Annotated in this window: 25 protein-coding genes; 20 read left to right on the forward strand and 5 right to left on the reverse strand. The window is 40.6% G+C overall.

Annotation, left to right across the window (positions count from 1 at the left end):
- Window positions 1–121: 121 nt before the first annotated feature.
- Window positions 122–517: a transposase gene (locus MKX60_RS20225; protein WP_341061136.1), complete on the reverse strand. Its 396-nt coding sequence runs from the start codon at window positions 515–517 to the stop codon at window positions 122–124.
- Between the two features lie 51 nt (window positions 518–568).
- On the opposite strand from MKX60_RS20225, the gene MKX60_RS20230 reads away from it, so the two are divergent.
- The 3 genes from MKX60_RS20230 (at window position 569) to MKX60_RS20240 (ending at window position 2617) form a co-directional block, all read left to right on the forward strand.
- The gene (locus tag MKX60_RS20230) at window positions 569–1135 is read left to right on the forward strand and encodes a MarR family winged helix-turn-helix transcriptional regulator (RefSeq protein ID WP_341060789.1); all 567 of its coding nucleotides are present in this window, start codon (window positions 569–571) and stop codon (window positions 1133–1135) included.
- A 108-nt stretch (window positions 1136–1243) separates the two neighbouring features.
- A complete protein-coding gene (locus tag MKX60_RS20235) occupies window positions 1244–1747 on the forward strand; it encodes a hypothetical protein (protein ID WP_179086706.1) in 504 nt (167 codons plus the stop codon).
- Between the two features lie 3 nt (window positions 1748–1750).
- A complete protein-coding gene (locus MKX60_RS20240) occupies window positions 1751–2617 on the forward strand; it encodes an SDR family oxidoreductase (protein ID WP_341060790.1) in 867 nt (288 codons plus the stop codon).
- Between the two features lie 533 nt (window positions 2618–3150).
- Here MKX60_RS20240 and MKX60_RS20245 read toward each other — a convergent pair.
- From MKX60_RS20245 to MKX60_RS20255, 3 genes are all read right to left on the reverse strand, one after another.
- Complete coding sequence (locus MKX60_RS20245) at window positions 3151–3435, reverse strand: hypothetical protein (RefSeq protein ID WP_076287106.1); 285 nt, start codon at window positions 3433–3435, stop codon at window positions 3151–3153.
- 2 nt (window positions 3436–3437) lie between these two features.
- A complete protein-coding gene (locus MKX60_RS20250) occupies window positions 3438–3734 on the reverse strand; it encodes a DUF2089 family protein (RefSeq protein WP_076287105.1) in 297 nt (98 codons plus the stop codon).
- A 626-nt stretch (window positions 3735–4360) separates the two neighbouring features.
- The gene (locus MKX60_RS20255) at window positions 4361–5059 is read right to left on the reverse strand and encodes a MerR family DNA-binding transcriptional regulator (protein WP_341060792.1); all 699 of its coding nucleotides are present in this window, start codon (window positions 5057–5059) and stop codon (window positions 4361–4363) included.
- Window positions 5060–5216: 157 nt separating this feature from the next.
- Between MKX60_RS20255 and MKX60_RS20260 the strand changes: the two genes are divergently transcribed.
- The 12 genes from MKX60_RS20260 to MKX60_RS20315 all read left to right on the forward strand — a co-directional run bounded on the left by MKX60_RS20260 (window position 5217) and on the right by MKX60_RS20315 (window position 16984).
- Entirely contained in the window at window positions 5217–6083 is an 867-nt protein-coding gene (locus tag MKX60_RS20260; RefSeq protein WP_076286798.1) for an alpha/beta fold hydrolase, read from the forward strand.
- Complete coding sequence (locus tag MKX60_RS20265; RefSeq protein WP_076286797.1) at window positions 6080–6853, forward strand: hypothetical protein; 774 nt, start codon at window positions 6080–6082, stop codon at window positions 6851–6853. Before MKX60_RS20260 ends, MKX60_RS20265 begins: the two co-directional genes overlap by 4 nt.
- A 319-nt stretch (window positions 6854–7172) precedes the next feature.
- Entirely contained in the window at window positions 7173–7730 is a 558-nt protein-coding gene (locus tag MKX60_RS20270) for an RNA polymerase sigma factor (RefSeq protein WP_076286805.1), read from the forward strand.
- Entirely contained in the window at window positions 7727–8635 is a 909-nt protein-coding gene (locus MKX60_RS20275) for a hypothetical protein (RefSeq protein WP_256721774.1), read from the forward strand. Before MKX60_RS20270 ends, MKX60_RS20275 begins: the two co-directional genes overlap by 4 nt.
- A 152-nt stretch (window positions 8636–8787) precedes the next feature.
- Window positions 8788–9117: an ArsR/SmtB family transcription factor gene (locus tag MKX60_RS20280; protein ID WP_371915753.1), complete on the forward strand. Its 330-nt coding sequence runs from the start codon at window positions 8788–8790 to the stop codon at window positions 9115–9117.
- Complete coding sequence (locus MKX60_RS20285) at window positions 9117–9533, forward strand: SRPBCC family protein (protein ID WP_042127759.1); 417 nt, start codon at window positions 9117–9119, stop codon at window positions 9531–9533. The genes MKX60_RS20280 and MKX60_RS20285 overlap by 1 nt, the downstream gene beginning before the upstream one ends.
- 102 nt (window positions 9534–9635) lie before the next feature.
- Window positions 9636–12803, forward strand: coding sequence for an ATP-binding cassette domain-containing protein (locus MKX60_RS20290; protein WP_341060794.1), 3168 nt, complete (start codon window positions 9636–9638; stop codon window positions 12801–12803).
- Between the two features lie 202 nt (window positions 12804–13005).
- Window positions 13006–14364 carry a right-handed parallel beta-helix repeat-containing protein gene (locus tag MKX60_RS20295; protein WP_341060795.1) on the forward strand — a complete coding sequence of 453 codons (1359 nt, stop codon included), beginning with the start codon at window positions 13006–13008 and terminating at the stop codon, window positions 14362–14364.
- Complete coding sequence (locus MKX60_RS20300; RefSeq protein WP_076286794.1) at window positions 14361–14918, forward strand: nitrous oxide reductase accessory protein NosL; 558 nt, start codon at window positions 14361–14363, stop codon at window positions 14916–14918. Before MKX60_RS20295 ends, MKX60_RS20300 begins: the two co-directional genes overlap by 4 nt.
- Window positions 14918–15739 (forward strand): ABC transporter permease, encoded by an 822-nt coding sequence (locus tag MKX60_RS20305; protein WP_076286793.1) that lies wholly within the window; start codon window positions 14918–14920, stop codon window positions 15737–15739. The genes MKX60_RS20300 and MKX60_RS20305 overlap by 1 nt, the downstream gene beginning before the upstream one ends.
- Entirely contained in the window at window positions 15732–16451 is a 720-nt protein-coding gene (locus MKX60_RS20310) for an ABC transporter ATP-binding protein (protein WP_076299731.1), read from the forward strand. The genes MKX60_RS20305 and MKX60_RS20310 overlap by 8 nt, the downstream gene beginning before the upstream one ends.
- Window positions 16448–16984, forward strand: coding sequence for a redoxin domain-containing protein (locus tag MKX60_RS20315; RefSeq protein ID WP_341060796.1), 537 nt, complete (start codon window positions 16448–16450; stop codon window positions 16982–16984). Before MKX60_RS20310 ends, MKX60_RS20315 begins: the two co-directional genes overlap by 4 nt.
- Here the strand turns inward: MKX60_RS20315 and MKX60_RS20320 are convergent.
- Entirely contained in the window at window positions 16947–17981 is a 1035-nt protein-coding gene (locus MKX60_RS20320) for a PocR ligand-binding domain-containing protein (protein ID WP_341060797.1), read from the reverse strand. The genes MKX60_RS20315 and MKX60_RS20320 overlap by 38 nt on opposite strands.
- A 202-nt stretch (window positions 17982–18183) precedes the next feature.
- Between MKX60_RS20320 and MKX60_RS20325 the strand changes: the two genes are divergently transcribed.
- The 5 genes from MKX60_RS20325 (at window position 18184) to MKX60_RS20345 (ending at window position 23818) form a co-directional block, all read left to right on the forward strand.
- Window positions 18184–19320, forward strand: a complete 1137-nt coding sequence (locus MKX60_RS20325) for a glycerol dehydrogenase (RefSeq protein ID WP_341060798.1) — start codon at window positions 18184–18186, stop codon at window positions 19318–19320.
- 1 nt (window position 19321) lies between these two features.
- Window positions 19322–21082, forward strand: a complete 1761-nt coding sequence (gene dhaK, locus MKX60_RS20330; protein WP_341060799.1) for a dihydroxyacetone kinase subunit DhaK — start codon at window positions 19322–19324, stop codon at window positions 21080–21082.
- 284 nt (window positions 21083–21366) lie between these two features.
- Window positions 21367–22341 (forward strand): helix-turn-helix domain-containing protein, encoded by a 975-nt coding sequence (locus MKX60_RS20335; protein WP_076299736.1) that lies wholly within the window; start codon window positions 21367–21369, stop codon window positions 22339–22341.
- Window positions 22342–22471: 130 nt separating this feature from the next.
- On the forward strand, window positions 22472–23461 hold the full coding sequence (locus MKX60_RS20340; RefSeq protein ID WP_149645619.1) for an ABC transporter substrate-binding protein: 990 nt from the start codon (window positions 22472–22474) through the stop codon (window positions 23459–23461).
- 153 nt (window positions 23462–23614) lie between these two features.
- On the forward strand, window positions 23615–23818 hold the full coding sequence (locus MKX60_RS20345; protein ID WP_076299738.1) for a biotin transporter BioY: 204 nt from the start codon (window positions 23615–23617) through the stop codon (window positions 23816–23818).
- The last annotated feature ends 21 nt before the right edge of the window (window positions 23819–23839 follow it).

Consider the following 23839-nt stretch of genomic DNA (forward strand, 5'->3'; position numbering starts at 1 on the left):
TAAACAGCACATAGACCATTAAAGCCACTAATAGTTTGCCATATACTGCGTTTTCTGTCGTGCCAAATAACTTAGGAATATTCAAATGTTGTTTGATCCAGCGAAAGAACACTTCAATCTGCTAGTGAGCTTTATAGATTTGAGCGATTTGTTCTGGTGTTACTTGCATCAAATCCGTAACAACGCGTATTTCTCTATCTTCAAAGTCCCGAAGCCGAATAACAAAGGATTGCTTGTCTGTTTTGTAACGATCCAAACGCTCCAACTTTTCGTAAGCTCGATCCATTACCATAATATAGTCGGGATGTTCTAAATGCTCACTTACCGGCCTGTCATGTCTGGATCCGATCGTTTCCATGACGTTTAGAGGTTGCACTGTTTCAGCCCACAAGGCCACATGAAGTTTGATACCTGCACGTTCATCGTGATAAGGAGCCCAGGGCAAACGCATTTTCCCAACAGTCATCGTAGTGGCATCAATGAGAAGCAGCTTTTTCGGAAAAGCCGAGGTGTTGATGTGTTATAAAAATGTGTTGACACAAAAGTAATTAGGAGCCATACTATATATATGAACAACAATAATAAAATAATAAATGACATCGATGCTATTCCCTCGCTTGTACAATCCAAGCGTCAGATTGATCGCTATAACCTAGACATAGACGCACAGGCTATACTCGTCGCGTCTAGGCTAATGGCAGCGGGAGCCAAGCTTGGACATGCCTCGGAAATTCATTTCTCTAGATTCGGTTTATCAACAGGGCGATATCGTTTATTGGCAGATCTTGAAGATAACGAAGGAGAAGAGTTGCCTTCGCAATTAGCGGAGCATCTAGGGGTTACACGTGCTACAGTGACTGGTCTTATCGACATTCTTGAACGAGATGGTCTAGTTTCTCGGCGATCAAGCTCAGACGATGGCCGTCAGAGATCGGTCATTTTGATGGAAGAAGGAGCGAAGAAGCTCCGTGAAATGGCTCCTGAGCATTTCGCTCGGCTGGAAGCAATGGTGGGCTTACTCAGTATTGATGAGCGCAGCGTATTTCTCGACTTGCTAGGCCGAGTTACACAAGGCATCTCAGCACTTACGGGCGAACTTGTCTCGAAACCAAAGGGAAACATCAGTAATGAGTAGAATGGGCTAGTGAAGCTAGCCTATTTTTACTCTTATATAGTTAGGTGCCTAATTATAGCTCACTGAAAGCAATCGTTGAACTATTTCAAAGAAGAAGGGAGCAACTAAATGAACCAGATGAAATACCAGAATCAGACAGATGATGTTTACGGTATCAAGGCTGTTGGTTCCAAGAAAAAGACTTTTGTACTATGGCGCGAAGTTGTAATGGCCTATGCTGCTCCTGCCATCATGGCAGGTATCGGGGGATTGGTTACTTCCGATAGGGGGCTTCAAATAGGGGCATTGACCACAATCGGCACTGCATCGGCCTTGATGGCCTTGATGATTGGCCTTTTGTTGCGCAGCCGAGTGGGCCATTTGGGATGGGTCATCGGTGCACCTCACTTGGTTGTGGTAGGGGTGTTCGCATTGGCCGGGTCCTCGTTTGGCCTATTCGCCGCATGGGCGACATCTGGTTTACTAGAAATTATGATTCCGAGCAATGACTTGGCCTGGGTCGGTCGTGTCTGGACCGATTTCCCCTTGTCTGGATTCATAGCAAGTACGATAGTGACATGGCGGTGGCGTCTTGCCGTCGCAACAAATTTTTCATCCAAAAGGAGAAGATAAAAAATGATAGTTATTATGGGAGCAACAGGTACGATAGGCAGTGCGCTTTTGGAACGTTTGGTTGATCTTGGCTTACCCGTCAGGGCGCTGAGCAGAGAGCCAGAGAAGTTGCGTGATCAGATCGGAGAAAAAGGCCGCTCGACTATCGAGGTCGCATTGACGGATGCTTCCGACCCCGAATCGCTGCGCTGCGCGTTTGCAGGTGCTAGCCAGCTCTTCCTTGCCATGTCCAACAGTCCAAGACAAATTGAATTGGAAACTTCAATCATTCAGATTGCCGCTGAATCCGGAATCAAACACATCGTAAAAATATCCAGCCCTGCTTTTGAGCAGAGTTCTCCAGTGGCAGTGGCTGGCTGGCATCAAGAAATCGAGAAAACGCTGAGGGAATCGGGTCTCACCCACACCGTGTTGCGCCCTTATGCGTTCATGCAAAACTTAATGCGCCTTGCACCAACGATCACAACCCAAAATGTTTTCTTCGGCTCCATGGGCGATTCACCGTGTAACTTCATTGACTGTCGCGATATCGCTGATGTTGCTGCAGAAGTTCTGACCAACCGCGAGGTATCAGGCCAAATATATACGCTTACTGGTTCGGAGATTTTCAGTTATCCCCAGATCGCGAGTCAACTGTCCGCCCTGCTTAATCGGCCGATAAGCTACATCAACATGGAACCCCAAGTACTACTACGTAATCTTATCGAGTACGGCCATATGCCTCCTTGGCTCGCGAACCACGTTGTGGAAATTCAAACCATGTCTACGGTGGTGCCAGAAAGTCCAAATGACACTGTGAAGCGCTTGCTCGGCAGAGAGCCACGCACGCTAAATGCCTTTCTGCATGAGTGTGTAGAAAATTTCCGGTAGAGGCGGAGTCCACCTATTTTGAAATTTGTGTCGTTGGCAGCATTTAATTCCGATCTCAGACAAGTTTTTGAGCTCCCATGAAAATTAAAATAGCTCAAAACTAGAAAAAGAACATAAGAAAGAAGACCCAGAAAGACACTTTTTAAAAAAAGGCTGAGCCTTATGTGTACTTAAATAAAGTTAGGCAGACAGAAAAACAACAAACTTCGTTCTACAATCACTAAAGACTAGGCTGGTGCAAAAACCAGAGTAGGATTAATCTCCCATGAGTGCTTCCCGAAAGGGAGCGACAATCTGTGATGCACCGGGGTCGTTGGAGTCAGACTAAGGGATGGGCTCTAAGGCACCATAGCTCATCGACCTTCTTCGCCAGCCGTAGTAGTAGTATTGACTGATTTTACCCATTTTCATCATCTGTGGTGCGGCGCTTGCGCTGCATGTATGGCTAACGGGCAGGATAGTTGAATTTACATGACAAGAATGATCATCTAATTCTAGGAGATGACCATTCTTTGATTTCTTCTGAATACAAACTATTTTAAGTCGTGAGTCTTTATCTTATCCAATTCTTTTTTTCTCTTCTGGCTAAGGGACTTTCTTCCTGCACTCCATTCTGCAATAAGGAAAAGCAACCCTAATAGTAGATAAAGGATAAAACCTAAAGTGTTTTCGATACGATTAGTAACAAACATCCATATTAAAAACACAATATAGGCTACTGGTATAACTGATCCCCAATAAACGTTGTTCCTGGTTGAAAAAAAGTATTGAACCGCTAATATCCCGACTATAACCAAAAGTCTGTATAAATCATCCATTATTATTCTTTCCTTTCTTGTTTATATTTTTCAATGATCAGTTTTGCGTCCTCTACGTTTATGCGATCATCAATCGATAGTTTTTTGATGAATTTGATGAAGTCCTCATTATCTATAGCGTCATTGATTTTTATTTTCTCGATCAATCTATCGAGCTTAATCCTTACTGTTGGATATGACACTTCATATACTTTTGCGATTTCTTTCAAAGAACCTGATTTGAGAACTAAATTTTTTATGAATTCTAAGTCCTCATTTTCCAAGGATAATATCCAGTTAGGCACTTTTTTTATATCCATGGCATGTTCCCCCTCCTTTCTCATTAATACAGTAACACATCACTTTAATTAAATCAAACAAAATATAAACTTTATTTAACATGAATCTAAACTACTAATTAATTTATATAAGTATATAAGTTATATTTACTTCAATTTTCTTGCTGATGAAGAGATTAGAAACGCTTAATAATGATTTTTTTAAGGGATATGAGGGTGTATAAAGTAGATACAATAAAAACAGTTCCTCCTTCATTTTGGGAATTATGATTAAGCTAACGGGGAACGTTAGTTCAATAAACTAGCGGCTGTCTAAATAGTTCCGGGATTCTGCCGTTACAAGGGAGCATTGTTATTAGACGATAACAGAGAGGGTGTATTCATGAATACATCCATCAGGGTGGTAACGCGAAATCAACTCCGTCCCTTAAGGGAGGAGTTTTTTGCGTTCTTATAAATGATTTTAAGAAGGATTAATTATGTTCCCAAAAATCTATGCTTTCGATCGAATTCTGAGCCAGAATATGTTTATTGCTGTAAGGACTTCTTGCCGAAAGAAGGGGGATGCAGGTGCACTGGTATTTGAGTTAAGTTTTCTTCTTTTTGGGAAGATTGCTTGTTGATATCAAGTTATCAAGTTATCAAGTTTAATAGTATTTCACATATTTCATAAGCTCAGCGATCCCTAAAAACTGCTTCATTAATTGACTGTTTAATTTTTGTAACGCAAGCTCGAATGTCAATTCTACTTTTTTATAGTTTTGTGTCTCTATTTCATTCAGGAGTTGTTTCATGTTCTCGATATAATACACGGTTTTCCTTAAACTGCTGATCAGTATAATCTTTCTTAATTCCGTTATAGTATAGACCCTATAGCCGTTGTCTTTGTTTCTGTTAGAAGTAATAAGGCCTTCTTGTTCCCAATGTCGAATGGCTGAAGGCTTAACGCCTGCCATTTGTGCAACTTCACCAATAGTCATTGCATTTGTGACCTCTAAATCGTTGTATTTTGATAAATCTGCATTTCGGAACATGCGTAACACATCCTCTAACCTATGCTTTTCCGTTTGTGTATTAAACTGTTCCTGATTGATTGACCAAAGTGCATCCTCAATTTGCCGAGCTTTAATCTTTCTCATCACATCGTACACAACTGGAATCTCATATCCTTGTAAAAGTGCCCGAATCGTAATAAAAGCTTGGACATGAATGTCTGTATAACACCGGCGATTGCTAGGAGTCCTTGGGACTTCGGGAACTAAGCCTTGATCTTCATATCTTCTTAATGTAGTGGTACTTACATTTAATTTCTTAGCTATCATTGTTGGTGTATAATTATCTCCCATAATCGTCATCGCCCCAGAACATTAAAGTTAAACCTTCAAGTGCTACAACAACATTAAATCTAATTTAATTAGATATATCAAGGCTTAGTATGGGATAAACCGAAAGATTGCATGAATGTTATATGATATTTTTATAAAACAGTAAGGAGAGGATTGTTTGAAAAAAATCATACGATTAACCAACCATTCAGCAATAGAAGTAGGATTGACAGGAGGATCAGATCGTCCAACCATTATGTTACCTATCGCTAAAAAATCCGTGTACAATCAGGAGGCAGAAAATCTAAAGCTATGGGGCGTAGATCCTGAATTAGGTAAACATTTTGTTGAAGGTCTAGCGGATACGTTTCAAGTGCTTTATTTTGATTATGAAGGTCATCTCTTTCAACATCCAGTGGACAACTTAACCGTAGACCATATTGTGAAGGATCTGCTCCTCATTGCTAATGAAATGAACGTTAAGAGCTTTAGCTACTACGGTTATTCCTGGCTAGCTTTAATTGGACTACAATTGGCTATCAGAACAAATCGTCTGGAAAGCTTGGTCATGGGAGGTTTTCCGCCTTATAATGGTCCCTATCAAGAGATGCTGATTGTAACTCAAAAAACACATACCCAAGCTTTGAATAATCAAAATGAGGCAGCTGAAAAAAGCTCTATGGAAACAGAGAATCCTGATGAGATAGACTGGGACAACATCAAAGTATCAATGGATACCCGTGTAACAGCTCAATTTGTTGCCTTATACGAGAGCCTCACTGCTTTTGATGATCGTAGTATTCACCAATTGCTTAGTCTTCCAAAATTAGCTTTTGCAGGAGAAAATGATACTATCGTATATGGTGAAAATTTTGGAAATGTTACCGTTGATATTGCTGGGATATTAAAGAAGAATACGACGAAGCTGTGTGATTTAGGCTGGGATGTTGAAGTGCTAACGGGAAGCCAAATGGATCATACAAAAGCTATGCAACCAGCCATGGTAATACCATTAATTAAGCCCTGGTTTATAAAACAATTATGAATACAGACTGGACTGTAATTCGGGAGCAGTTGTACCCAGCTGTAAATGAAAGTGAGAGGGTTACAATTAACAAGCTTATTTTGCAAGTAGCATCATCGGTTTTAGCATTTAGTTTACTCGTTGCCTGTAACCATCAACAAATCAACTCATCTACTCAGGAACAAAAACTATCAGAGGTTAGCTTATTTCCAAAAAACGATCTCATGGATTCTATTGTAATTGACGCAGTAAATGAGGATAAATCAATTCGGGCGGAACAGCAAACGGAAAAGGGAACATTATTGATGATAGCCAAAGGTAGAGAAGAACTTGGGCATTTGGTCGTATCGAGCACGATGGGACAAGAGGGTGATCAGACGTTTCAGAGTAATTACTCTATTATCTACAGACAGGGAGATCAGGACAAAGTCTTAATGGAACTACCCAATTACTTGTTTTTCCGACCATCCAGCAAAAAAATATCTTTTGAGAAGCTGAGTTTTAAAGAAGCTGAGGTTTACATCCTTACTCCTCAATATCAAACAGGTCATGGCGTGGAAGGATATATTTTCGCGATTGATAAGCAAAATGAAGATGTATTCCCATTAGAAATCGTAAAGAAGGATCAAGTCTCGAAAACACTTCTTTATTCAGAAGCTGAGCCTTTACCAAGTGTCGAAAATAATATCTTAGTAGTCCATCCACCAGTTGGAGCAGGTACACAAGAAGCAGAGGCAAAAGATATCTTTTACAAATTGGATTTAAACAATAAACGGTTTGTGGCTGAATAGCATGATTTGAACAAAAAAAGGTCAGTTCACGAAATCGCGGAGCGTCTATGCTTCTATCATGAAGCTGCAGCAATTCCTCTATAGTTTCTACTTTTAATATATTGGCCGGTGTTGCCCATTATAGGGTACACCGGCTTTTTTCATAGGAATCAAAAGGATAAGATCACACGTCATATTATTGGCATTGAATGTCGAAGCTTATGAAGACATAAAATGATTTCCCACACTAGTACATAAGAAAAAAACTTTTTTGCAACCAAAACCCTTCTTTTCTTACTTTATAAGTGAGGCCTTAATCAAACTGAACGGAAGTGATGGAGTGGACGATAGTGAAATCATACAGCTGTACTTTGCCCGCAAGGAAACAGCAATAGAAGAAACATCCAAAAAATATAGAAATTATTGTACCAAGATTGCTCATAACATTCTGTCTAATTTTGAAGATTCGGAAGAATGCGTGAACGATACCTTTCTAGGAGCGTGGGAAACGATACCGCCGAAGACGCCTGCTAAGCTCTCATCTTTTTTGGGGAGGATCACACGAAATATCGCGTTAAATAAACACGATTATTACATGGCCAAAAAGCGGAATAAAACATTCGATACGATTCTTGATGAATTAAATGATTGCTTATCCTCTCCAGACAATGTCGAAAGTCAATATGAGGAAGAACAAATCGCTGAATCTATAAGCAATTTTCTGCTGAAGATTAATGAAGATCATCGGAATATTTTTCTGAGACGTTACTGGTATTCCGATTCTTTGGCTGATATCGCAACTCGATTCTCAATAAGTGAAAGTAAAACGAAATCGGTTCTTTTTAGAACACGAAAAAAACTCCAATTATACCTTATGAAAGAGGGCTATATCCTATGAATAATAAAGATCTATTTAAGACTATTGGTTATGTAGACGGCAATCTGGTGGAAAAGGCCAACACAGCGAGGCGTACTAATAAGAGAACATATGCGAAGTGGGGAACCATGGCTGCTTGTGCTGCACTTGTGTTAGGAGTGGCCATTTATACATCTCCTCTAAAGTCTTCATTAACGAATTCACCACAAATCTCGCAGCAAACGCCAGTTTCAGCTCCTACCGGAGTTCGGAAAATTTTAAATTACAACGGATTTCGTTATGCATTCGTAAGTGATGGTGCTCAGTTTAAGTTCACAGGAATGAAGCCTGAAAAATCACTTGGTACCATAGATTTTGATATTAACCAAGAGACCGGGAAGAACAATGGAGGAGAAGTTGTAGAAAAGGATTTTTCGTCTACGTTCGCTGTTGGAGGTAAGTTATATGAAATTCCGACATACCCATCCCAATTCCGCATCGCTGTTAAAGTTGAGGAGCATTATTATTTGGCAGAAATCGTGGCGAAGACTAACGATTCAACGATGACCGCTAAGGAATATCTGGATATGTCTAATCTAAAAGAGCATGCAAAAGATATCCATGTTCTTAATCATGTGGGAAATGACGTGTTAAAGAAGATGACAGATCATGCTTCTGTGGAGTCTATCATTGATGGATTGTACAGCGCAAAAACAGCTGATTTAAGTAATAAAGAATACGAGGCTATTGCAGAGGCGCAATCCCAAGGGAAATCGTATCAGTTAAAGTTCAACCTCAAGGATGGAACCTATATGGGCATGTATATCATTCCTGAATTAAAAGTCGTATCTATGGGAGATGCTTACTATCATTTGCCTGACACCTTTTTTGAACAATCTGGAGATCTTTTTTCAGGGCTAAAACAAGAAGTGTTGCCGCTTTACTGAGTATTCCTTTAAAAATAAATAATATAATTTTAAGATTATTGACACGACACCTTTTGGTGTCCTATAATCAAATAGACACTAAATGGTGTCCAATTGGGTACTGATGAAGTATAATCGGTCACACTACAGGTAATATTACGGAAAAGGTGGGGGTGGTTTTGAACGATAATAGTCAAGTGAGGGATGTATATGACGCTGTTGCAGATCCAACAAGGCGAAAATTACTTCAAATCCTGGCTGATGTTGATGAATTACCCCTACATGAAATCACGATTCATTTCGAAATGGGCCGTACTGCAGTATCTAAGCACTTGTCTATTCTTAAAGAGGCTGATCTTGTAGTTGCTCGAAAGGTTGGTAGAGAAACGAGGTATCGTTTGAATGCCAATCCATTGAAAGAAATTCGGGATTGGGTATCTTTTTACGAAGGCTTCTGGAAAGAAAGAATCGATAAACTAAAACTTTTATTGGAGGAAGAATAATGAAACCAGATGTATCCTTAGATTATCAATTTACAAGCTCCATCGAGAAGGTATGGAACGCTTTGACGGATTCAGATACACTTGCGAAATGGATTTGGAGTAATGACTTTAAACCAGTCGTAGGGCATAAATTTCAATTTCGTGCAGAGCCAAATGAATGGTGGGATGGTATTGTAGATTGCGAGGTTCTCGTAGTAGATGAGCCACATACATTATCCTATACTTGGCATAGTGCCGGAGAAGGTACAACAGTTACTTGGACTTTGAGCAAAGAGGAAGATGGTAAGGTTCATCTGCATCTTGCTCAATCTGGATTTAGTGAGGAGACCAAAGCTCGCCAAGGCGCTATTGAAGGAGCTAAATATGCTTGGGCGAATATGGGCAGTCAGCTTGAAAAAGTATTAGCAGAACTGTAATTTCAAGAATAGGGCGCTTTTCTGAAAATGGAAAGTGCCCTTTTTAATGGAATAAATGATGGCAATACTAAATGAAGAGAATGGAGATGAGATGATACCACTATGAAAATCAATCGATTGATTGCGAACAATATTAATAAGTTAGATGCAGTACTTCCAGTTGAGCAATCCCTAGGGATTGCTGGTTTATCCGGATCTGGTAAAACCACCTTTTGTCAAACCATCGGCGAAGAATCCAAGAAACGTCTCGTTTCTTTATTGCCAAAGGCAGAATATCAGTATTTATTCCCTAACATTATGGAGACTAATTTCAGTGCGATTCAGATGGAAGAAATGCCACTTGTACTTTTTCTAGGGAGATCATCTATTTCTTCCAATCCTCGTTCAACCATTGGCACACATACGGGTGTGTTCACAGAGATTCGAGTTGCGATTGCTGAACAATATAACCTATCGCCAGAGGTTTTTTCATTTAATAATGAATTAGGCTGGTGCCCAGATTGTAAAGGTCGCGGCACTACTAAAAATGTCGAATGTAAAAAGTGTAAGGGTAAGCGATATAATCACGAAGCTGAACAATACAAAATGGAGTTATTAGACCAAGACAAGAGTATTTCCGATATTAATGACTTAAGCATTGAAACCATTTTTTCTCTAGCAGAAGTTCTAAACATTAGTGAAGGTAAACAAAACATTCTAAAGAACATAATCCATATGAATATTGGTTATCTAACCTTAAATCGTATAATGGGTACCTTGTCAGGTGGAGAGTTAACACGACTTTACTTGGCAGAATTCATGGCAACAAGTGAAAATACAGTAATTATCATTGACGAAATCTCTGTGGGTCTGGATCACCAAACCCTTTTGAAAATATTAGAGCAGATAAAACAACTAGGATTTAAGAATCAAATTTGGCTTATTGATCATTCGGATACTGTATTAGACATAACGGACGAGCGATTGTTCTTTGGACCAGGAAGTGGTAAATATGGCGGGAAAATCGTTGAAGAATCGCCACGTCCTGCGCCGATCAATGGAGAAATAAATCAGGCAGCTCCAACTGAATATTATCATTTTCATGATCTTTACTGTCGTAATATTCAAATCGCCGAAATTCAGATTCCTCGTAATAGACTTGTAACGTTCACAGGGGAATCTGGCTGCGGTAAATCTACATTGGTCAATGAGTGTATGTCCAAGGATTTTGTGAAGCGATATCCCAAGGATAAGCTGGTGATTGTGGGGCAGGATCGAAATCAATCGATTACCAGCCGGTCTACGGTTGCGACTTTTCTTGATATTAAGAGAAAGCTCACAAAATATAGCGAAGAGATTGATGATATTTTTCAGCGCTCAATTGAAGATATTATTGATGAACTGCCAAATGAAGACATCGCTCATAAACGTTTAAGTTTATTGATCAAGCTTGGGCTGGGTTATTTAACGTTGGAAAGAAAAACACAGTCTTTATCCACAGGTGAATTTCAATGTGTTCATTTAGTCTCCGAACTATTTGCAGGTTCAAGAAACCCAAATACACTTTTCATTTTTGACGAGCCTTCCAAAGGGTTATCACAAAATATTCTAAATCAATTCATTGATAGCATTAGAGTCATTCTTCAGGACGAATCGGTCTCCATAATGATGATTGAACATAACTCGTATATGCTGGAAAACTCTGATTTTATCGTTGATTTTGGTAAAAGACAGCTTGAACCTGTTGAGCATCTAGAAGTTGTCGGTCATCAAAATTATTATCTCGAGCAAAACAGTGAAGATCATGTCGCCCCATTGCAAATTTCTTCAACACTGCGTCAACAAAATGGCATTAACTATTTAAAAGAAAATCAAATTGCCTACTTTAAAAATGCGGAAAACGTTTATAAAGGTGGCATCTTAAAAAGTTTATCCTCTATGGCGCGTTTGATATATGGTGAATATGAATCAGATACCATTGCACCTGTAATCGCCATTGATCTGGAAAGACACTTATATAGTCAATATACTTTTCTATATGAAATTGGTGGCTTGATCAACCAAATTGTAACGGCACATCCAACTAATAAAGATACAAATAGCTTCGATTTCTATAATCAAGACAATCATTGTCCATGCTGCAAGGGACGTCGAGTCATTGAAAAATTTGATTTTGAAGTTGTTCTTCAGGATAAAAATGTGCCATTTTGGGATGGCTTATTACATCCAGATGCAATGGATATTCTGAAATTCTATCAATTCCCCAAAATAAAATTCATCTTTGATGAGATTAAGAATGAACTCGGACAAGATATCAGTAAGAGCTATAATGAGATGACGGATGCAGAAAAGCATACTTTTTGGTACGGATATTGGGAAAAGTCATTTTATGATAAAGCAAGCAAGGCAACAAGAACTTGGGAAGGCTTTAATTACATCATTGGGAACTACATGGTGATATCAAAAGCGATTATTAAAGAGCATATTAAACAGTCCAAAATACTGATTACCTGTCCAATCTGTGAAGGAACCGTACTAAATCATCATAAGAAGCTAAAGTTTGGCGACACAGATATTCGTGAGATCATTGGACTACCTCTTGATCAAGTGATCAGTACCGTTGGCAAATTACCGATGCTTGAAAAAATGAAAGCTATTGTCGGCGGTGATATGGTTCTAACAGTGGATGTCTCTCTATTACCTAGGGAAATACAAGTTGCTCTAAAAATGCTTGAACTTGAAGTAGCGAGCTTTGCACACTATGAAATGGTATTGCAAAATGCACTGCCATTCTGGGGCGATATTAGCGGCAGTATTGAATCTATTAGCTTGAATAATCAGATTACGATTTGTGATTTTGAGAATATCACCGAAACCAGAGAATACATCATTGATAAGTTTTTCACGAATGGAAAATACAAAAAGCTGACCTATGTTTATGAAGCGTTTGGTTACAAAAAACTGGTCACTCAAATTAATAAAATAAAAGCTAGTCAGCCATGTCCATTCTGTAAAGGAAAGAAAGTCATATCCGAAGATGGACTTCACGATGGCGTTTATAAGTTAACGATTCCATGTGTTAGTTGTTACGCAAGTGGCATTAATGATGAAGGGCGTAAAGAAATTGTCGAAGGCATTGAAGTACAAACTTGGCTAACTGGCAATGTAAGTGATGTTATGTCTGAAAGCTCAAATATTGAGGCTGTAGCAGATATTCCAATTTTCAATCGTATTCGGGAGTTAAATAAACAAGAAATGATGGCCGTTTATCATTACCTTGAAAATAATTAGTTAACCTAATGAAACCGCGCTATGCGCGGTTTTTTATTATATGGACACACATTTGGGATAGTAAACGATGTGACATAACTCACAATTTAGACACATCTTATTAATAGGGATAGCTACATTGAGCTATAGGCATGCAACTTCCTTTTCTTTACAATTAGGCAAATGATAGATTAGAGAATGAATTACTGATAGGGGGTGAACAATGGTTATACGCAAAAGTTTCTGTCACCTCAGAGTAATGCTAATGATGTTATTCAGCCTTTTCTTAATAATCACGACCTACAGTGGGAGTGCCAGTGCAAATACTACTTCGAAAGCGGTTCCACTCCAGCCGATTATTAATGCGGCCCAAATCGGAGATTCGATTACTTTAGCTCCAGGTACTTACCTGGGTCCGGTTCAAATTGATAAAAGGCTGACGATTAGCGGGGAAGGAAGGGCAACACTATTAAATTCATCTCCCGATGCTGAGGTTGCAGTTATGATTCAGGCTGATGGGGTAAAGCTTCAAGGACTTAATATACAGCAGCATAACGGGGGAGAAGCAGCAGCGATTCGGGTGGAAGCCGATCAGGTAACTTTGAAAGATTTAGTCATACATACATTTGGCTTTGGCATTATGCTACGTGAGTCTGATAGTGGAGTTATAGTAAACAATAAAATCCGTTGGTTTATACCTAAAGGTGCTGCTTCGGGAAAAAGAGGTAATGGCATCGATCTCTATAACTCTCATGGTTCAGATATCAGAGAGAATGAAATCTCTTATCTCCGAGATGGCATTTATTTAGAGAAGAGTCGCAATACAAAGGTTGATCACAATCGGCTCTATCATTTACGATACGGTGTTCACTGTATGTATATCAATGGATCATCTGTTACGAACAATATTGGAGAATACAACATTACTGGCGCGATGGTGATGGGAGTGAGCGACGTTATGGTATCAGGAAACTCTTTTCGTAAACAAAATCAGAATGTTCATTCTCAAGGAATCCTGCTCTTTGACGTTCGTACCTCTCAGATTGTAAATAACCTCGTGGAAGGAAATCGGGTAGGAATTTATATGCAACAATCCTCCGACAACACTCTCCAGAATAATATGGTGCTCCGAAATTATATTGGGATTCAATTTGAGGGTTCTGAAGGCAACCGCTTTCAGAAGAATGCTTTTATTGCAAATGTGATTGAAGCACAGGCAACGGATTCTAAGAATAATAAGATGACGAGAAATTTTTGGGATTCATTCGCAGGGCTGGATGTATCGGGTGATGGCTTAAGTGATCTGCCATATGCTATTAATCCATTTTATCAGCAATTAGTTACAGAAAATGCTGCTTATCAGCTCTTTTTTCAATCACCGGGCATGACATTTTTAAGCGATCTGTATACAAATGATAAAGAACAATGGTCCACCGATCCAGAGCCGCTTATGCAATTGGATTCAGTTCATGCAGATGTTGGACAAGTTAGTGAGGGGCAAGGGTCGGTGATGGTAGCCGGTTGGCTGCTTTTGTTTTTCTCTGTGATCACAATACTATATATGGGGGTATTACGGTTATGAAAAAATGGAGTTTAATGCTGATGTTGATGGTGGGTTTGTTAATTCTAGCGGCTTGTGGTTCCAAAAAGTTTGAACCTTTGGCGATTAATGAAGAAGTTGATATTTGCGCGATTTGCAATATGCAGGTTAAGGACGATGCCTTTGCTACTCAGCTAACAACGAAAGACGGGAAGAATTATAAGTTTGATGATATTGGTTGTATGAATGAATGGAAGAACAAGAATGGAACCAAAAACATCGGAAAGGATTATGTCCGTGACTATAACGACAAAGAATGGGTGGAATTCAGTAAGGCAAGCTTTGTCTATGATGAGACACTACGCACACCTATGGCTTATGGAGTTATCAGCTTCAAGGACACTGCTTCAGCCGAAGCTTTTGTGAAGGAACAAGGTGTTGGCAGCGTTCTGTCAGCAAGTGATCTGTCCAAGCATGAATGGAAACAAAATACGGATATGATGCAAATGGATATGAATGGCGGAGAAGGTCATATGGACGAGCATAAGTCTGAGGAAATGGAAGGTATGACATCGGATAAAGAGATGGATATGTAATGGTTGATATCCTGCAAGTCGCACGCAGAGAGATTAAAATGGGGTTTCGAAATCCATGGGCTTATTCTTTTTTGGCATTATTTTGTGCGTTTAGTCTTGGCTTACTGCTGATTAATGCACAAAATGAGATTCAAGGCTACACCGCAGTTACAGGTTCCATGCTAAGTCTGATTTTGTATCTGCTGCCGCTTATGACCTTATTCCTAGGCTCTTTTTCACTGACCTCAGAAAAGGAAGAAGGTAGTTGGCAGCTTTTATCTACTTATCCAATAGGAACATTGTCATTTATTCTTGGCAAGTATGTGGGGCTGGCTGTCGTATTACTTACGGTTGTGGCTTTCGGCTATGGTTTAATGGGAATGATTAGTGGATTCTTGGGCATGGCCTATGATTCTACTACTTACTTTCTATTTTTGTTGTTTTCCGCAGGACTTGTTTTACTATTCTTGACCATCGCCTTGTTTATCGGTTCATTATCAAGAAACCGCTGGCAGGCGCTGACTGTTTCTGTTGCTGTGTGGTTTTTCACAGTAATAGGGTGGCCGACCTTTTTGATCGCCTTTTTAGGTTTAATGCCTTATCTCTGGATTAAGCCCTTGCTGGTCGTATTCACAATACTCAACCCAGCAGAGCTTGTTCGGTTATTCGTTGTAATTAAGCTGGGCGGAGGTTCAGTGCTGGGACCTGAATATTACCAATGGGTAGAATGGATAAATGGTTCGAAGGGTAGTTTGTTGTTTATGGGAGTCTGTCTAGTCTGGATGTTGAGCTCGATCCTGTTTGTATATTGGATATGGGAAAGGGGGCGCTCTCGTGGATAACCCCTTAGTGAATGTAAGAGGAATCTCTAAGGTTATTAAAAAGCAAACAATAGTTGAAGAGATTAGCTTTCAAATCCCCACTGGGAGCATACTTGCACTATGTGGCGGTAACGGGGCTGGCAAAAGTACCGTTTTGCGAATGGTTGCGGGTATTCTTCAGCCTTCGGTGGGCGAAATCTCAGTGGGAGGTTTATACTGGCACAAATCACGCAAACAATTCTCGAAACAAATTGGTTATATGCCGGATGATTATCAATTCAATCAGGGGCTGTCGGCAGAGGAAGCTCTGACTTTTTGGGCCGCTCTCCGTAGGGTACCCAATCGCAAAGCGAGAGTAAACGAAGTCCTTGGCTTAGTAGGTCTACAGGATAAACGAAATCGTCTGGTCAACACCTTTTCAAAGGGAATGCGTCAGCGTATCTTATTTGCTCAGGCATTGCTGGCCAAACCTTCGTTGCTAATTATGGACGAACCCACAAACGGTCTTGACCCTTTCTGGATGAATGAATTTGTAGACCTACTCCAAAGAATCAAGGAAGAAGGGCATACTGTTATTTTCTCCACACACCAGTTAGAAATCGCTGATAAGATCGCAGATCAGATTGTCTTTTTAAGTCATGGAAGAAATGTTGGTTCAGGTCCGACCAAAGAATTTCATGCGAAATTTGGTTCTCTGTATACAGCCTTTAATCATAGTCTGGGTCTGAAATGAGCATGCGTCGAATCATTGCTTTGCTGGTGATCATCGCAGCTGTCACGACTGTTGTATGGATATTTAGCCATAATGAAACAAGAGATTCATCTGAGAGGATTGCAGTGGGCTCTATCGCTCCCGAATTTGAAGCTACTACTATAGAAGGTAAAAAGGTTCGACTAAGCGATTTTCAGGGACAGATTGTGGTGCTTAACTTTTGGGCTTCCTGGTGCACGTCATGTGTGCGTGAAATGCCCCTTCTGAAGGACATTCACAAATCCACTAGTTCTCAAATTGAAACCTTGTTTATTAATGTTGGTGAGTCTAAAGGGACAGTATCAGAATATCTTAAGGATCACAGTTTTTCTTTTCCAGTTGTCATCGATGTTACCGGAAAAATATCTACTTCATTCGGAGTTAGTGCGCTTCCTGCTACGTTTATTATAAACGGAGAGGGAAAGATCAAAGAGGCTATATTAGGCGAAATCACAGATTTCCCCTTAATGCAGCTAATCAACTCATATACATATTCCGGTATACAGCTGGAGTGAGATTCTCGAACCGTTTGAAGGTTTTAATAAAATAACCAGTATCACAAAATCCTAAATCATCGCTCACTTGATTAATAGGTGCGTCTGTGGTTTCCAGCAACTGCTTGGCCCATTCAATTTTGAGCCTGGCAACGAAGAGGGAGAAGTTCTCGCCTGTTTCTTTTGTAAATATGCGACTGAAATAACTGGGGCTGATATGACAAAGCTTGGCCATTTCTTTTAGGCTGAAATTTTCATTTTTGTGCGCATAGATGTAATCGAACGCAGGCTGAAGCACTGCATTTGAAGAGACCAACTTTTGTGCTCCATTTTTCAATTTGGTCTCAATAAGCGCTCCTGACAACTCTTGCTGCAGAGACTGAATTTTGCGATAAGTAAGGTCTGTCTCCTCGAAAGATTCTGCTGAAGCAGATATATCGATATCTGTGGTCAGTACTCTTTTGTACAAATCAACGGTGGTACGCTTTTGAATGGCTTCTTCCACGATGTAAGTACTTAACTGTAGAAGTAGGTCCACGCACTTGGTTACTTCATCGTAGGATAGGACAGGAAGTGCTTCGTAATCCTCTTTAAGCGCTTGAAACTTCATGTTCGACTCAACATTAGGTGGCCTAGATACTATCTGCTCCAGCTGTGACACATCAGGTTCACGAAGCTTAAGCTGTCCAGCCATAATTGCACCCAAATATTGATCGTCAATAATAATTGGAATCGCGATATCGATAATATTGAAATGGCATAAATAAATATAAGGCTTGTTCTGGCGTACAGCCTCAATGCCGGCACGAGCATCACATTTTTGACAATAAGGAGAGAGATTAGAATCTTGGCGAACGCCTTGGCAGAAAGGCTGACAGAAGCTGTGCTTAGTCACGGGAACGCCTTTATAATCTACGGTAAGAATCGCCATTTTAGTCACGAGTGATAAAGAATCCTGCAGTTTCTCCCATTTCTTCAAATCAATTATTTCTTCTAAATTAAATCGAGATTTGGACATCACGATATTCTCCTAGGTAAGTTATAGAAACATATTGAACATTATAGCGAATTTTTGCTCAAAAGGACAAGATAATACTATTCCTTAATAAGAAGACAAAAAAACTCGATAAGAAAACGCTTTATTCTGATCTTATTGTTTCATGCATACCGAAATAGAGCAATCTATAATAATAACTATATACAACCTAGGAGGAATGAAAATGAGAAGAGCGTTTATCAGTCCGACGAAATATGTGCAAGGTGAGAATGAACTTTTGAATTTAGGCTATTTTGTAAAAACATTCGGTGATTCCGCACTGCTCATTGCACATCCAGATGATGTTACACGTGTGAAAGATAAATTGGAGTCAACTAAACAGAAATTTAATATAACGCTTGTTGAAAGTGGCTTCCATGGGGAATGCTCAAGACAAGAAGTCGCAAGATTACAGGCTCTGGCTAAGGAACATCGATGTGCATGTACGATTGGTTTGGGTGGAGGTAAGGCGATTGATACGGCAAAATGCGTAGCAGAAGGAGAAGCGTTGATTATCGTTCCAACGATAGCAGCCACTGATGCACCAACAAGCCACTCCGCAGTACTCTATACCCCAGAAGGTGAGTTTGATGATTATGCTTATTTCAAGCAAAGCCCAAGTGTAGTCATGATCGACACAACAGTCATTGCCAAAGCACCAACAAGATTTCTTGTTGCAGGGATGGGAGATGCACTCTCCACTTATTTCGAAGCAAGAGCTACAGCAAATTCTTATTCCAATGTGAATGCGGGATTGCCTTGCGGGGTTCGTGAGGGTGTTTGTGGGGAAGCTAAAGGAACAATAACCGCACTAGGTCTTGCCAAACTGTGTTATGACACTTTGCTTGAAAATGGGTTCAAGGCGAAGCAGGCCTGCGATCTGAATATCGTAACCCCAGCCTTGGAGAATATCATCGAAACGAATATTTTGTTATCGGGACTAGGCTTTGAAAGTGGAGGATTGGCTGCGATTCATGCGATCCATAATGGTTTAACAGCTTTAGAAGGAACACATCATTATTATCATGGTGAGAAGGTAGCCTTCAGTACAATTGCTCAATTGGTGCTTGAAAATGCAGACCGTACCGAATTAAGAGAAGTATTGGATTTCTGCCTGTCTATTGGGCTTCCGGTGTGCTTAGCAGATATCGGAGTGGAGCAAGTAACTTACGAAGAACTTCTTGAGGTTGCTAAAAAAGCTTGTATTGCTGAGGAATCGATTCATTCGATGCCGTTCCCCATTACAGAAGAAGCCGTAGCATCGGCGATTATGGCTGCCGACCAATTAGGCCGTCAATACAAATTAAGTAAGGAGCTTTAAGATGAAGAAAATTATGAATAAGCCGGAAACGCTAGTCCGGGAAATGTGTAATGGACTTGTCTTAGCGCATCCTGAGCTGGATTTCAACGATAAATTCAAAGTGATTTCTAAAAAAGAGATCAACACCGATAAAGTTACACTTATAAGCGGTGGCGGAAGTGGGCATGAACCGGCCCATGCCGGGTTCGTAGGCAGTGGTATGCTGGATGCAGCCGTGTGTGGCGATGTGTTTGCTTCTCCATCCCAGATTCAGGTCTACCAAGCGATCCGTAGCTCTGCTAGTAAAAAGGGAACGCTGATTATTATTAAGAACTACAGCGGTGACATCATGAACTTTAAAAATGCGGCTCATCTCGCAAGTGAAGATGGCATACAAGTGGAATATGTCAAAGTAGACGATGACATTGCCGTTGAAGACAGTCTCTATACCGTAGGGAAACGAGGGGTGGCCGGAACTGTTCTCGTTCATAAAGTAGCCGGGGCTGCGGCAGAAGCAGGGCTGTCCCTGTCGGAAGTAAAAGAAGCGGCGCAACATGCGATTGACCATGTTCGCACCATCGGCTTCGCCTTTACATCTTGCACCGTTCCTGCCAAAGGAACCCCGACGTTTCATATCGAAGAGGATGAGATGGAATACGGTGTTGGAATTCACGGTGAACCTGGAATTCGCAGAGAAAAAGCCGTGTCAGCGGATGAACTCGCTCAGCGAATGGTTACGTCCTTGCTGAGCAACTTGCAAATGAACGATGAGTCGCAGCAAGAAGTTGCTGTTTTGATCAATGGATTTGGTGGAACACCACTGCAAGAGCTTTATTTGTTGAATAATTCTGTGATCCGTGAATTGACGGCGAAGAATAAGCAAGTGTTTAAAGTATTTGTTGGCAACTATATGACCAGCATCGATATGGCTGGCGCATCAGTGTCGATTATGAAGCTGGATGAGACGCTGAAGAAATGGTTGTCTGCTCCGTGTGATACTCCGGCATTGTCGGTTAAAGGTTCATTTGAGCCTGTGAAATATACGGAAGTCATCAAGGAAGAGAAAGCAGACAGCACGGTATCCTTCAAGAATAATACGGATGCTGAAGCAGCGGTAATTAAGAACAACCAGTTTTCCTTACAAAATATCGTATTTTTGATCGATCAAATGAGTGAGGTCATTATCGAGAATGAGGTACCGTTCTGCGAGCTAGACGCCCACGCCGGAGATGGTGATTTTGGGATGAGCGTAGCCAAGGGCTTTAAGCAGTTGAAAGTAGAATGGGAAGATATTCTAGCTAATCATCAGAGTGATATCGGTGACTTCCTTGATGCTTGTTCATTGATCATTATGGAGCATTGTGGAGGAGCTTCCGGGCCAATCTGGGGATCGGGATTCCGCGCTGCGAGCAAGACTGCGCAGCAGAAGCAGGAGTTATCCATTCAGGAATTTGCCAATATGATGCAAGCGGTCGTCAAAGGAATTCAAGATACGGGCGAAAGGTCTTTCGGGAGAGGTGCTGTCGTTGGAGACAAGACTTTAATTGATGCGCTTGTACCTTTTGCGGATGCCTGGACACAAAGCGCAGAACAAGGCGAAGATATAAAGCTGGCAGCTATCAAAGCTGCTGAGGCGGCGGTTCTCGGTGCCCGGAAGACTTCCGATATCGTCGCGCGTATGGGAAGAGCAGGCACGGTAGGTGAACGAAGCATTGGTTATCCGGATGCAGGAGCTTACGCGCTTGGAGTTATTTTCACAGAGCTAGCTAAAGCGATGAGATAAGAGATAATATAAACTGAATCCGGATCTGAATAATGCTACGAAAGTTAAAAGCTGATTAACAGAAATCGACACCCCCTTATCCATTAGAATGAGGGGGTGTTTGTATTTGGAATCATACGCTAACACTCCTCATAAACTGTTCGTTGCAGTTTAGCTAATGTCTCGGATATAATGATCTAAATGATAATCGTTATCATTTAATACATGAATAAAGGTGATCTCCTCATGATAAAACACTACATTGGGGTTACAGCATACTACAGATCTGCTGAGGGTATGAATTAATGACAAGAAAATCAATTCATAACATCTACAACGGGTATTTCAATGCATTGTTTGAGACTCCGGCTATAAGGGACACCACAGAGCGAATGCATTTCTCACAACCTAGTGACCATGGATACGTCGATAGGGTTATCACATCTTCCGGGATCGAAATTGTAGATAGTGATTACCGTTTCACTGAGGATCGTTTAGTCCGAGTTCAATCCGAAGCAGCTATGATTGAGCTAAGCTTTTGTCTACAGGGCAGCGGAGAAGTTCAGGTAACAGGCAATAGTCACGAGTTGGTGCCCGACAGTTGTTCATTGCAGCTCATGCGAGATTTCCAAGCCGAATTTCACTATCGCAGTGCTGAACCCATCCGTTTACTGTCCATTGGTGTACCGGTAACACTGTTCGATTCATGGATGGTAGAGCAAGGATCTCTACATACTTGCAGTTTATCCGGGCTGTTAGATACACAATCATTTCGTATGTTCCGTATGCCTATTCTTCCAGAAACCTCCCGAATATTGGTTCAATTGAGAGATTGCCCATATCATACCTCAATGCGCAGGTTATACGCAGAGGGTAAGGCATTAGAACTCCTTTCCGCATATTTGGGCGCTTTTCTTTTTGAGCAGAGTCATACTAAACGTAGCTTGCATTTATCTCGCACTGACCGGGAAAGCATTCGGAGAGCCAGGGAAATCATACTCGAGCAAATGGCAAACCCTCCATCACTCATAGAGCTTTCCAAGCTGGCGGGTATTAACGAATACAAATTAAAAGTTGGTTTTAAGGAAGAGTATGGTACGACTGTATTTGCCTATTTACGGAACAAACGTTTAGAAAAAGCATGGGAAATCATGCGTTCCGGGGAGAGTAGTGTTAGTCAAACAGCGACGATGGTAGGTTACAACAACTTTAGTCATTTTGCGGAGGCGTTTCGGAAGCAATATGGAATAAATCCTTCTGAAATAATAAAAAAACGTTAGACAACAAATAAATATCCGCCAAACCGTTATTCAATCCCTCTATCGGTAGTTCAGCCCTATCAGCAGAGTGTATGATCGGACTTGCTAGTAGTGAGAATGATTATCAATAGATTGGAGAGGGTTGGAAAAAATGTTCAGTTTAAAACGTATCTCTTTTGTCGGAATCGCCTTATTTATGATGGTGATGTTGTACGGATGTGGGAATTCAGGGCAGGAGGCTCAAGGGGAGAACTCCCCACCTGCGGTAAAATCTGAACCCGTCGCTACGAATTCCTCCGAAACACGTACCATTAAGGACGCCAAGGGAGATGTTGAAATACCGGTAAACCCGGTTAGAATTGCCGATGTATCTGGCTCAACTGAAGAACTTTTAGTGCTTGGATATAAACCTGTGATTACCGGGAATACAGACATGGCTAATTCACTGGAAATCACACCTATTCTAAAAAAAGAACTGCCTAATGTAACGCCCGTTGGATGGTTTCAAACGGAAGTCAACTTGGAAGCGATTAGTGCAGCAAGTCCTGACTTGATACTGGCAGGGCCTACGCAAGAGAAAATCTATGATCAACTAAATATGATTGCTCCAACAGTGAGGGTTCCTTATGGCTTTAATGCTTTTAGAGAGCGGTTTGCCTTTGTTGCAGAGGTACTTGATAAGAAAACAGAAATGGATGAGTGGCTGAAGGCCTATGATCAACGTGCTCAACAACTGCATGATCAAATCACAAAGATAACTAAAGAAGAAACGTTTGCGGTAATCGAAGCTACAGAGAAAGAAATCCGGATCTATTCCCGTACAGGTATTGCAGATATGATTTTTAATGATCTTGGATTACTCATCGCGCCAGGTACACCGGAACCAGACCCATGGGGAGGAAAAGTAACAAGTCTAGAAGCACTGTCTACTTTTAATCCAGACCACATCATTTTATTATCTGATAATGACCGGAATGTTCTAGACCAAAGTAAGGTCTGGAGCAGCTTAAAAGCTGTAAAATCGAAAAATATATATCGCATGACAAGCAGACAAAATTACAATGAAGCATTCTTTGCATTAGGGAAAGAGGCATTACTGGAACAAATCGCTGAACAAATCAATGAACATATCAACAAGTAAAGCTATTCTGTTTAAAATTGTGTAGCTAAAAAACACTGATCCTAATCTGGATCAGTGTTTTTTTAGTTCGAGATTCTTCCAACTTTATGAATCTAATCAATGCATTCAATTTTCCTATGAAGGGTTTCTTCATGAAAATCAAAGAATTTGTATATGCTGCATGATTCGCTGGAAGTCAGAACTTGGAAGCTGATTGTCGTAAATTTGATTTTTGGTGTAATGTTGATTAATCTGATAGGTGCGCCTATCATGGCATTGATTACGAATACTTCCATTTGGGCTAGATTAACAAGTGTGGTGATCTTTCTTCCAGGTGATATCATTAAAGCGGTTATTGCAGCCATCATTGCGATATAGCTTAGAATAATCCGCAGGTTT

This window comes from Paenibacillus sp. FSL R5-0914, assembly GCF_038004525.1.
Taxonomy (GTDB): Bacteria; Bacillota; Bacilli; order Paenibacillales; family Paenibacillaceae; genus Paenibacillus_AQ.